7 protein-coding genes and 1 pseudogene are annotated in these 11,260 nt (G+C 74.4%); 4 read left to right on the top strand and 4 right to left on the bottom strand.

Translation table 11 applies throughout. The features are described 5' to 3' along the window. Positions 1–124: 124 nt before the first annotated feature. The 3 genes from RIN80_RS08555 to RIN80_RS08545 all read right to left on the bottom strand — a co-directional run bounded on the left by RIN80_RS08555 (position 125) and on the right by RIN80_RS08545 (position 5,073). The gene (locus RIN80_RS08555) at positions 125–1,291 is read right to left on the bottom strand and encodes a VWA domain-containing protein (RefSeq protein WP_309094907.1); all 1,167 of its coding nucleotides are present in this window, start codon (positions 1,289–1,291) and stop codon (positions 125–127) included. Between the two features lie 139 nt (positions 1,292–1,430). Further along, positions 1,431–3,902 (bottom strand): DUF5682 family protein, encoded by a 2,472-nt coding sequence (locus tag RIN80_RS08550; RefSeq protein ID WP_309094906.1) that lies wholly within the window; start codon positions 3,900–3,902, stop codon positions 1,431–1,433. A gap of 40 nt (positions 3,903–3,942) precedes the next feature. Further along, positions 3,943–5,073, bottom strand: coding sequence for an AAA family ATPase (locus tag RIN80_RS08545; protein ID WP_309094905.1), 1,131 nt, complete (start codon positions 5,071–5,073; stop codon positions 3,943–3,945). 146 nt (positions 5,074–5,219) lie between these two features. Between RIN80_RS08545 and RIN80_RS08540 the strand changes: the two genes are divergently transcribed. Together RIN80_RS08540 and RIN80_RS08535 are read left to right on the top strand one after the other, a co-directional pair. Beyond that, the gene (locus RIN80_RS08540; RefSeq protein ID WP_309094904.1) at positions 5,220–6,575 is read left to right on the top strand and encodes an SWIM zinc finger family protein; all 1,356 of its coding nucleotides are present in this window, start codon (positions 5,220–5,222) and stop codon (positions 6,573–6,575) included. 139 nt (positions 6,576–6,714) lie between these two features. Next, positions 6,715–8,376, top strand: coding sequence for a DUF5691 domain-containing protein (locus RIN80_RS08535; protein WP_309094903.1), 1,662 nt, complete (start codon positions 6,715–6,717; stop codon positions 8,374–8,376). A 152-nt stretch (positions 8,377–8,528) separates the two neighbouring features. Here the strand turns inward: RIN80_RS08535 and RIN80_RS08530 are convergent, their stop codons facing one another. Further along, positions 8,529–8,951 carry a cobalamin B12-binding domain-containing protein gene (locus RIN80_RS08530; RefSeq protein WP_094054527.1) on the bottom strand — a complete coding sequence of 141 codons (423 nt, stop codon included), beginning with the start codon at positions 8,949–8,951 and terminating at the stop codon, positions 8,529–8,531. Between the two features lie 521 nt (positions 8,952–9,472). On the opposite strand from RIN80_RS08530, the gene RIN80_RS08525 reads away from it, so the two are divergent. After that, positions 9,473–10,336, top strand: coding sequence for an alpha/beta fold hydrolase (locus tag RIN80_RS08525; RefSeq protein ID WP_309094902.1), 864 nt, complete (start codon positions 9,473–9,475; stop codon positions 10,334–10,336). A 304-nt stretch (positions 10,337–10,640) separates the two neighbouring features. Further along, a pseudogene (locus RIN80_RS08520) lies at positions 10,641–11,260 on the top strand (M23 family peptidase); the annotation flags it as partial.

The following is an 11,260-nucleotide window of genomic DNA, read 5'->3' as shown; positions in this document are numbered from 1 at the left end:
CACCGACGCCAACACCGATGCCGACACCGATGCCGACACGGGCGCCGGCAACCGGCCGGGGCCGGGCCGACTCCGGGCCCGGCCCCCTCCGTCAAGCCCGGCGCCCCTCAGGCGCAGTCCTCCGTCACGCCGCGTCCGGTATCGGCAGCGGCCGCTTCTCGATCGCCGCCGCCATCACCTCCGGGAACAGATCGGGCGTACAGGCGAACGCCGGTGCCCCCAACGCCGCCAGCGCGGCCGCGTGTTCCCGGTCGTACGCCGGTGCGCCCTCGTCCGAGAGCGCCAGCAGCGTGACGAACTGCACCCCCGACGCCTTCATCGCCGAGACCCGCTTGAGCATCTCGTTGCGGATGCCCCCTTCGTAGAGGTCACTGATCAGTACGACCACGGTCTCCGCCGGTCGGGTGATCTGCGACTGGCAGTAGGCGAGGGCACGGTTGATGTCCGTGCCGCCGCCCAGCTGCGTGCCGAACAGGACGTCCACCGGGTCGTCGAGTTGATCCGTCAGATCGACGACCGCCGTGTCGAAGACGACGAGTCGCGTGGAGATCGTCCGCATCGAGGCGAGCACCGCTCCGAACACCGATGCGTACACGACCGACGCCGCCATGGATCCCGACTGATCGATACAGAGGATGACCTCCTTCTTCGTGGACTGGGTCGCCCGCCCGTAGCCGATGAGCCGCTCCGGCACGATCGTCCGGTACTCGGGCAGGTAGTGCTTGAGGTTGGCCGCGATCGTGCGGTTCCAGTCGATGTCGTGGTGGCGCGGCCGGCTGATCCGGGCGCTGCGGTCGAGCGCGCCGGTGAGGGTGGCCCGGGTGCGGGTGGCGAGCCGCTTCTCCAGGTCGTCGACGACCTTGCGCACGACGGCCCGTGCCGTCTCCTTCGTGGTCTCGGGCATCGCCTTGTTGAGCGACAGCAGCGTGCCGACCAGGTGCACGTCGGCCTCCACCGCCTCCAGCATCTCCGGCTCCAGCAGGAGCGTGGCGAGACCGAGCCGGTCGATGGCGTCGCGCTGCATGACCTGGACGACGGAGGACGGGAAGTACGTCCGGATGTCGCCGAGCCAGCGCGCCACGGACGGCGCCGACGCCCCGAGCCCCGCCGAACGGTCCCGGCCGCCCTGCGCCTTGCCGTCCTTCCTGCCGTAGAGCGCGGTGAGCGCGCCGTCCATCGCCGCGTCCTGACCGGACAGCGCGCATCCGGTGCCGTCCGCCGCGTCTCCCCCGAGCACGAGCCGCCAGCGCCGCAGCCGCTCCTGCGCCGGGTCCGTCACCTCGGCCGTCATCCGTGTCCTCCCCCGCGCGGCCGTTCCCACAGCGGGACCACCGGCACGGTCGCCCTGGGCCGGCCGTCCGCCCCGGGTCCGTTCCTGACGGTGTCCGCCTCCGCCGTCCTCGGCGTCGGCGCGCGCAGTCCGTCGGTCGTCATCCCTCCACCCCCACCGGGTCGTTCCGTGTGTTCATGTCGTCGAGTCCGAGCAGCAGCCGCACCACGGGCAGCACGGCGTCCGCGCGCGCCGTGTCGAGTTCCGGCGCGAAGCCGGGGAGCGCGGAGCCGGGGGCCGCCGCACCTCCTCCGGAGGCCGGTCCGCGCCGGACCAGTTCGCCGAGGGTCCGGCGCACCCCGGGCTCGTACGCCGAGAACGTCCGCCGCAGCAGGGGCAGCACGTCCGTGAACGCCTCCGCCGGCACCCCGGTCAGCCACGCGTCGACCAGCCCGAGCAGCCGCTCGTCGTGCACCAGGAGCATGCCGCCGCCGGAGCCGCCGCCGACGAAGCCCTCGATCCAGGCGGCCCCGTCCGAGGGCGGGGTGCCCGGCGACAGGACGAGTCCCATGAGCCGTGCCGCCTCGTCCTGTGCCAGCTCCCCGTCGTCCAGCAGCAGCCGCACGGCCCGCCCCCGGATCACCCCCGGCACGGTGTCCCGCCCGGACAGCACCCGCAGCACCGACTGCCAGCGCGCTCTGAGGTGACCGCTTCCCGCTGCCGGCGCGTCGCCCAGGAGGCCGACGGCCCCGTGCACCGCGTCCACGTGACGCCGCATCTCCTCCGCCGCGTCGGCGTCGAGCGCGGCGCAGGCCGGGGGCAGGCCGACGAAGACCCGCTCGGCCAGCCCCGCGGCGACCTCGCCGAGAGCCCCGGTGTCCGTGCCGCGGACGTCGCCGTAGCGCAGGGAGCGGACCAGGGCGGGCAGCGCCTGCGCGAGATGGCCGACGTCCGAGTCGAGGGCCGCCCGGTCGGCGAGGATCCGCATCACCGCCGGCAGCGCCTCGGGCAGTTCGGCCAGCAGGCAGCGCTCGGCGAGCGCGGTGACGTCGGCCAGGCCCTCCGCGGCGACGGCGTCCGCCTCGGCCTTGGCGGTCGCGGCGGACAGTACGGTCGTTCCCCACACGCCCGCCTCGGCCACCCGCACGGACAGCTCGGGCTCCCAGCGCAGGCGCCAGGTCTCCCGGAACGTGCCCGTACCGCCCCGCACGGCGGCCGGTTCGCCCCATGCGATGCCGAGCAGCCGCAGCCGGTGCAGCAGCCTGCTGCGTTCGGCGTCGTTCTCCTTGCGCAGGTCGAGCTCCAGTTCCCGCTCCAGCGCCTCCGGCTTCAGCCGCAGCCGGCGCTGCAGCCTGGTGAGGTCCCGCTGCAACGGCACCGCCGGGGCCGTCGACGGCACCTCCCCCAGCACGTCCCCCACGACCAGCCGGTCGTGCACCAGGGCCAGCGGCACGTCCGAGCCCTCGCACATCACCGCCCGCACCGCGTCGGTCGACTCGCTCAGGCCCGGCAGCGGACGGCCGCGCATCGCGGCGAGCGTCTCGGCCAGCCGCACCGCCTCGATGACGTGCGCGGAGGAGACGATCCGGTCCTCGGCGCGCAGCAGCCCCGCCACCTTCGTCATCCACCGCTCGACCGGCCGGTCCGGGGCGCTGAACAGGTGCCCGTACCAGCCCGGCGAGTCGATGCCGGCCCCGTACCCGCTGACCCGGGACAGCCTGCGGTGGGTCCACGGGACCCAGGTCATGTCCGTCTTCACCTTGGGCAGGCCCTTGAGCAGCGCCTTGTCGGCGGCGACGGTGGTCTTCCGCCGCAGGGCGGGCACGTGCCAGGCGCCGCAGACGACGGCCACGCCGTCCCCGAACTCCCGCTGGGCGGACCGCAGCTGGAGCCGCATGTACGCCTCCCGGACCAGGTCCCGGTCGTGGCCCCCGCTGCCGTAGGTCTCCCGCAGCGCCGCCATGGCCTCCTCCAGCGCGGTGAACGGCGCGAGCGCGTCCCCCCGGCCGGCGCCCCGGTGCTCGACGACGTCCTCCCACCACCGCTCCGGGTCGTCGTAACCGGCGGCGTCGGCGAGCACCCCGAGCGGGTCGATCCGCACCTCGGCGGTGCCCGGACCGGAATCGGGGCCCGGGGTGGCGCCCGGGCCGGGGTCGGGGCCCGGGGCGGTGCCCGGAGCGCCGTCACCGTCCGCCGTCCGCGCCGTCTCGGCGTCCGGCGGGGACTCGCCCTCCGCTTCCGCCTCGTCCTCGCGCTGTCCCCAGGCCAGTGTGTGCGTGGCCGGCAGGTCGATGAAGCGGGCCGGGACGCCGTGCTCCAGGGCCCAGCGGAGGGCGACCCATTCCGGGGAGAACTCGGCCAGCGGCCAGAACGCCGAGCGGCCGGGTTCGTCCACGGCGTGGGCGAGCAGGGCGACCGGCGGCCGCATCTCCTCGTCGGCGGCGAGCGGGACCAGGGCGTCCGCCTCGGGCGGCCCTTCGATCAGCACGACCTCCGGCCCGGCCTCCTCCAGCGCCGCCCGCACGGCCCGCGCCGAACCCGGGCCGTGATGCCGCACCCCCAGCAGCACCGGCCCCGCCCCGGTCCCCCGGCCCGCTGGCCTTTCCACATCCGTCACTTGGTTCCCTCCCATCCCCTGTCCGTCCCCGCGAGCGCTCCCCGCCCCCGGTCGCTCACCCGCTCACCTCGCGGCAGGCCCGGTAGAAGTCCTTCCAGCCGTCGCGCTCGCGGACCACGGTCTCCAGGTACTCCTGCCAGATCACGCGGTCGGCCGCCGGGTCGCGGACCACCGCGCCGAGGATGCCCGCGGCGACGTCGCTCGGCCGCAGCACGCCGTCGCCGAAGTGGGCGGCGAGGGCGAGGCCGTTGGTGACGACGGAGATCGCCTCGGCCGTGGACAGGGTGCCGCTGGGCGACTTCAGCTTCGTCCGGCCGTCGGCCGTCACCCCGTCGCGCAGCTCGCGGAAGACCGTGACGACCCGGCGGATCTCGTCGAGCCCGTCGGGCGCGGCCGGCAGGTCCAGGGACCGGCCGATCTGGTCGACGCGGCGCGAGACGATCTCGACCTCGGCCTCGGGGCTCTCCGGCAGCGGCAGCACCACCGTGTTGAAGCGGCGGCGCAGGGCGCTGGACAGGTCGTTGACCCCGCGGTCGCGGTCGTTGGCCGTGGCGATCAGGTTGAAGCCGCGGACCGCCTGCACCTCCTGGCCGAGCTCCGGTATCGGCAGCGTCTTCTCCGACAGGATCGTGATCAGCGTGTCCTGCACGTCGGCCGGGATACGCGTCAGCTCCTCGACGCGCGCCGTCATGCCCTCGGCCATGGCGCGCATGACCGGGCTGGGCACGAGGGCGTCGCGGCTCGGGCCGTGCGCGAGCAGCTGCGCGTAGTTCCAGCCGTAGCGGATGGCCTCCTCCGGGGTGCCGGCGGTGCCCTGCACCAGCAGCGTGGAGTCGCCGCTGACCGCCGCGGCCAGGTGCTCGGACACCCAGGTCTTCGCCGTGCCGGGCACGCCGAGCAGGAGCAGGGCGCGGTCGGTGGCGAGGGTGGTGACGGCGACCTCGACGATGCGGCGCGGACCGACGTACTTCGGCGTGATCACCGTGCCGTCCGGCAGCGTGCCCCCGAGCAGGTAGGTCGCGACGGCCCACGGCGACAGCTTCCAGCGGGCCGGGCGCGGGCGGTCGTCCTGCGCGGCGAGCGCGGCGAGTTCACCGGCGAAGGCGTCCTCGGCATGCGGCCGCAACGCCTCGGCCGGCTCCTCCCGCTTCGGCTCCACGGTCGTCGGTTCAACGGACACAGACATGGCTGAGGGCCCCCTCCAGCTCGGCCGGTTCGGATCTGCCACCAACGGTGCACCACACCACTGACAATCCGTCCTGACCTGCGGAAATGCAGTACCGCAGCCGCTCGCGGACCCGATTGTCAGTGGTGGGATCTACCTTCGATGGCATGACTCAGCAGGGGGTGCGCTGGACTGCGGACCAGGTGCTGGCCTTGGCGCCTGACGCCGCGTCACGCAAAGCGGGAAGCAAACTCGGCGCGGCGGGGCCGTGGTCCGAGGCCGGCAGTTCCGACGAGGGGACGGTGTGGGGGCTGTGCAAGGGCAGCGGGAGCAAGCCGTATCAGACGGTCGTCGACATCGCGGACGCCTCCGGGCCCGCGTACAAGTGCAGTTGCCCGAGCCGCAAGTTCCCGTGCAAGCACGCGCTGGGACTGCTGTTGCTCTGGGCGGGCGGCGACGCGGCGGTGCCGCGGGGGCAGGCGCCGGAGTGGGCCGCGCAGTGGCTGGCGGGGCGGCGCAGACGGGCGGAGGAGAAGCGGAGCGGGGAGGCTGCGGGCGCGCCGTCCGGGTCGGCTGATCCGGAGGCGGCGCGGCGCCGGGCGGAGCGCCGGGCCGAGCGGGTCACGGCGGGCGCGGTGGAGCTGGAGCAGCGGCTGGCGGACCTGCTGCGCGGCGGCCTCGCGTCGGCGGAGCGGTCCGGGTACGGGCTCTGGGAGGAGACGGCGGCCCGCATGGTCGACGCCCAGGCACAGGGTCTCGCCGCTCGGGTGCGGGAGTTGGGGGCGATCCCGTCCACGGGGCCCGGCTGGCCGGTGCGGCTGCTGGAGGAGTGCGCGCTGCTGCATCTGCTCGGCCAGGGCTGGCTGCGGCGCGAGCGGCTCCCGGAGGGCCTCGCCGCCACGGTCCGCTCCCGCATGGGCCTGCCGGTCTCCGCGGACGGCAAGCCGGTACGGGACCGCTGGCTGGTGCTGGCACAGTACGACACGGCGGACACGCGCCTGACGACCCGCCGGATCTGGCTGTACGGCGCCGACTCGGCCCGCACGGCGCTGCTCCTGTCCTACGGCGCCGCCGGCCGCGCCCCGGAGCTGGCGCTGCCCGTGGGGCTGGCCCTGGACGCCGAGGTGGCCTCCTACCCGGGAGCCGGGCAGCTGCGGGTGGCGCTGGGCGAGCAGTTCGCACCTCCGGCACCGGCGGAGACCCGTCCGCCCGGGGTGACGACCTCCGAGGCGGCCGCCCGTTACGGCGACGCCCTGCGCGACGACCCGTGGCTGGAGTCCGTCCCCGTGACGCTGGGCCGGGTCGTCCCGGCCCCCGACGGGGATTCCTGGCAGCTGGCGGACGCCGACGAGGACGCGGCGTTGCCGCTGACTCCCGCCGCGCGGTCCCGCCCCGGCCTGTGGCGGCTCGTCGCCCTCTCGGGCGGCGCCCCGGTCACGGTGTTCGGCGAGTGCGGCCACCAGGGCTTCACCCCGCTGACGGCCTGGCCCGAGGGCCCGGGCGACGCCGTGTCCCTGTGCTGACCCGACGGCGGACGCCCGGCTCCCGCGGCCTCGGGCGGACCCACCCTTCTCACCGATCCACGAATCTTTCAGGCATCACGGGACAACCGGTAAGGGCGAGCCTTCAACCACCTCCGGGCGCCCCACGGAAAGGAAGCTCATGACCAGGACCTCCGCTCCTGTGGACGCGCCCGTCGCGGGCGCCTGGGAGGGGCTCGTCACCACGGCACTGCTGGGCACGGACCGGCGCACCCCGCCGGACACCGCCCCCGGACAGGACGCCCCGGTGGCCCTGCTGGACGCGGCGGCCTTGGAGACCGTCCGGCGGCGGGCCGGTCTGCGTCCGGCGCGCGCGGCGCAGCGTCCGCGACCGGCCCCGGAGGACCGGCGTCCCCCACTGCCCGCCGCTGCCGCCCGCAGACTGGCGATGCTGCTGGCCGACCGGCCCGGCGCGTCCGGCGGCGGCCGCCGCGGTACCGCGCCCGACCTGATGGAGCTGCTGCCCCAGTGGCTGGCGGCGGCGAACGCCCGGGGTTTCGCCCCGCCTCCGCAGCTGCTGCCGGCCCTGCTGGACGCGGCCCGGGGGCGGACGGACCTGCGCCCGGCGGCGCTGGAGTTCGCCGGACCGCGGGCCCTGTGGCTGGCCCGGCTGAACCCGGACTGGCGGTTCGCCCTGCGCGCGGCCCCGGGCGGCGGAGCAGCCCTGCCGCGCCCCGAGGACGACGACACCACGCGGCGGTTGTGGCAGGAGGGCCTGTTCGCCGAGCGGGTCGCCCTCCTGTCCGCCCTGCGCTCCCGTGAACCGGCCGCCGCACGCGAGCTGCTCGCGTCCACCTGGACGACCGAGCGGGCCGAGGACCGGCTGATGTTCCTCGACTCCCTGCGCACGGGTCTCGGTCCGGACGACGAGCCGTTCCTGGAACAGGCCCTGGACGACCGCAGCCGCAACGTCAGGGCCACGGCGGCGGAACTGCTGTCGACCCTGCCCGGTTCGGCGCTCGCGGAGCGGATGGCGGTCCGGGCGGCGGCGTGCGTGGCCATCGACCACACGCGGACCGGCCGGACCGCGGGGACGCCTGCCCCCATGATCGCCGTCGAGGCCCCGCACGAGTGCGACCCGGGCATGGAGCGCGACGGCGTCGTGCCGAAGGCCCCCGCCGGGCGGGGCGAGCGGTCCTGGTGGTTCGGTCAGTTGATGGAGGCGGCGCCGCTCGGCACGTGGTCGCGGCGGCTCGGCGGCCGGACACCCCGGGAGATCGTGGCGCTGCCGGTGGCGGACGACTGGCAGCGCGAGCTGCACGCCGCGTGGTGCCGCGCCGCGGTGCGCCAGGGGGACGCCGAGTGGTCGCGGGCGCTGCTCGGCGAGCCCTCGGCGCCCGAGGCGGGCGGTCCGGGAGCGGTGTCCCTGGCCGAGCGGGCCAAGCTGCTCGGCACGCTGGGCGCCGCCGAACGGGCCGAGTGGGTGGCCGGTTTCATCGCGACGCACGGCCTGTCGGAAGCCTTTCAGCTGCTCGGCGTGTGCGCGGTGCCGTGGGCCCCGCCGCTCGGCCGCGCGGTGGTGGACGCCCTCAACATCGCGCGGGACGCGGGGAGTTATCCGTGGAGTTTCAGTGGAGTCATGGGGCTGGCCGAGCGCTGCCTGGACCCGTCCGAGTCCGGCCGTCTCGACGCCCTGCTGGCCGTACCGGACGAGCCGGAGGACGCGTCTCCGGGAGCGGGCGGCTACTGGGCGGAGGCCTTCCAGCGCCTGGTCACGACCCTGCGCCTGCGCGCGGCGATGATCGAGGAACTGGGGCCGGCGGAGAACGGCAACCCGGCCTAGCGGAACACGGAGAACACCACGCGACCCCGGGCCACGATCACGCCAGTACGCGTCGCGACCACACCGGCCCGGGCCACGGTCGCACCGGCCCGGCTCGCGACCACACCGGCCCGGGCCACGGTCGCACCGGCCCGGGCCCCGACCGGGCCGGCTCAGCCCCCGGAGGCAGCCGGCTGGCGTACGTTCGCCCGGACCCAGTCCACGATCGACTGCGTCGTCGCACCGGGCGTGAAGATCTCCGCGACACCCTTCTCCTTCAGCGGGGCGATGTCCGCCTCGGGGATGATCCCGCCGCCGAAGACCAGGATGTCCGCCGCGTCCCGCTCCCGGAGCAGGTCGATCACCGCCGCGAAGAGCGTGTTGTGCGCGCCGGAGAGAATGGACAGCCCGATCGCGTCGGCGTCCTCCTGGATCGCCGTGTCGACGATCTGCTCGGGGGTCTGGTGGAGGCCGGTGTAGATGACCTCCATACCGGCGTCGCGCAGGGCCCGCGCGATCACCTTGGCCCCGCGATCGTGGCCGTCGAGCCCCGGCTTGGCCACCACCACGCGGATCGGACCGGCTGCCACACCCATCACTGCCTCCATGAAGCGACTGCATCCATCCGTACGGACAAGTACCGCACACATCCGGCACGCCGTACACGCCACCCTGACACGGACGCGCCCCGAACCACCCGGGGAAGTGAACGAACGTTATCTCCAGCATCCCGCAACCGGCAGTTTCGCGGTGCCGACCGAGGGGGAAATCACACGATGGGACAAGCGCAAGGGGAGCCGCAGGGAGGCCGCCGCACCGCCGCGCCACCCATCACGCGCAGCGGCGGTACGTCACGTCGGCGAAGGCACACAGGGCGAGCACCGCACGCACAGCACGCAGGGCACGCACGGCGCACCAGCGGGGAGCCAGGTCACCGCGTCGACCGGGAACCCCGTCTCACCACCGGCGTCACACACGCCGCATGCCGCGCTCACTCCCCGCAGCTCACGCGGCTCACGCCGCTCGCGCGGTCGTCGTCGGCCGTCTTCGCTGCTGCTTTCCACGAGTGCACACGGGGGGCCATGCCGTCCTCCCGCGTGCCGACAGGAGGACGGCCATGAAGGTCACCGGGACGGCTCTGCCTCTTCTTCCGTTCTGCCGGCGCCTGCTGCCGAACCGGCTGGCGGGACTGTCCATGGCGCTCCTGAAGGCCACCGCCCTGGAGGTGGCGATCCTGGCCGGGCACCTCCTGCTGTATCCCTCCGGCATCGCGCAGGAGCGGCGCGGGCCCGCCCCGGCCCTGCCCGCCGACGGCGCGGCCCAGCTGCCGGCGGAGGCCAAGCCCCCGGTGCTGCTGCTGCACGGCTTCATCGACAACCGCTCGGTCTTCGTCCTGCTGCGCCGCAGCCTCGCCCAGCACGGCAGGCAGCAGATCGAGTCCCTCAACTACTCGCCGCTGACCTGCGACATACGCACCGCGGCCGAGTCGCTCGGCCGGCACATCGAGGAGATCTGCGAGCGCACCGGCGCCCAGCGGGTCGATGTGGTCGGGCACAGCCTCGGCGGGCTGATAGCGCGTTACTACGTGCAGCGGCTCGGCGGCGACACGCGCGTGCGGACCCTGGTCACCCTCGGCACGCCGCACTCGGGCACCCGGGTGGCGCCCCTGGCCAACGCGCACCCCATCGTGCGCCAGATGCGCCCCGGCTCGCCGGTGCTCGAGGAGCTCACTCGGCCCGCCCCGGGCTGCCGTACGCACTTCGTGAGCTTCTGGAGCGACCTCGACCATGTGATGGATCCGCTGGAGTCGGCCTGCGTCGACCATCCCGATCTGACGGCGCAGAACGTGCGGGTCACCGGCATCGGCCACCTCGCCCTGCCCGTACACCCCGCGGTCGCCAACGGGATACGGCAGGTTCTCGACACGGCCCGCCCGGGTGAACCGTCCACCGGCCACGCCGGGGACCTGACGGTGGCCTGACGACGACCTGACACCGGTCCGCCCGACGGCCGCCCACCACACGGTCGGGCGACAGTCGGCCCGTGGCCGTCACACCCGGCGCGCGGACTCGTCATACAGATGACACACAGCCCCGCATCACCCAACAGCCTCGAACAAACTTCGAACACAGGGCCAAGCCTGTGCCCGCAGTCCGCCAAAACACGGCCGAATGCCCGTTTCCTGCGCGCGCGAAACCTGCCGAAGATTGTCGTGCCCGCGTACCGCCGGGTACAGTCGCCGCACTGCTCTGGCAGCCCCTGTTGTCGAGGCGAAAGAGAAGTTGGTGAACGACCGTCACCCGTCGGGGACCATGGCCCCGGCTCCGGCTTCCGACGCCGCCTCGGCGCACTACGCGTCGTACGGCACCCAGGAAGCCCAGCACGGCGACTTCACCACGTACGGCGACTACGCCGCCACCGGTTTTGATCCCGCCGGCACGGCCACCGGCTTCGACGCCACCGGCCACACCACCGCGAGTTTCGCCACCGACCCCCTCTTCGGCGACATGCCGGGCAGCGGCCAGGACACGGGGACGTACCACACCGGCCACTGGCCCACGGGTGCGCACGAGAACCCGCACTACGACGCGTACGCGGCCCAGCACCAGGCCGCCTACGACACCGGCGGCTACGACACGGCCTCCTGGCACACCGAGCAGCAGCCGCTGTCGGCCATCCCGCCGCAGGCCGCGCCCTCCGACGCCACCGGCCAGTGGGAGAACGGCACTTGGGCCCAGCCGGACCAGTCCGGGAATCCGGCCGACCGGACCCAGCAGTGGGAATGGGGCACGCAGACCTTCGACACGGGCGCCTTCGACGCCACGCAGTGGAACTCCGACGGCACCGCCGCACCCGCCCCGGACGCCTACGAGCAGCATGGCGAAACCTTCGAGCAGCACGAGAC

Source organism: Streptomyces sp. (assembly GCF_031181705.1).
GTDB lineage: Bacteria > Actinomycetota > Actinomycetes > Streptomycetales > Streptomycetaceae > Streptomyces.
The sequence above is the reverse complement of the archived record's forward strand: the minus strand, read 5'-3'. Positions and strand labels throughout refer to the sequence as shown.

Coding starts and splice junctions, on each gene's coding strand:
- RIN80_RS08555 (WP_309094907.1), bottom strand. CDS start 1,291: ATGACGGCCGAGGTGACGGACCCGGCGCAGGAGCGGCTGCGGCGCTGG.
- RIN80_RS08550 (WP_309094906.1), bottom strand. CDS start 3,902: ATGGGAGGGAACCAAGTGACGGATGTGGAAAGGCCAGCGGGCCGGGGG.
- RIN80_RS08545 (WP_309094905.1), bottom strand. CDS start 5,073: ATGTCTGTGTCCGTTGAACCGACGACCGTGGAGCCGAAGCGGGAGGAG.
- RIN80_RS08540 (WP_309094904.1), top strand. CDS start 5,220: ATGACTCAGCAGGGGGTGCGCTGGACTGCGGACCAGGTGCTGGCCTTG.
- RIN80_RS08535 (WP_309094903.1), top strand. CDS start 6,715: ATGACCAGGACCTCCGCTCCTGTGGACGCGCCCGTCGCGGGCGCCTGG.
- RIN80_RS08530 (WP_094054527.1), bottom strand. CDS start 8,951: ATGGGTGTGGCAGCCGGTCCGATCCGCGTGGTGGTGGCCAAGCCGGGG.
- RIN80_RS08525 (WP_309094902.1), top strand. CDS start 9,473: ATGAAGGTCACCGGGACGGCTCTGCCTCTTCTTCCGTTCTGCCGGCGC.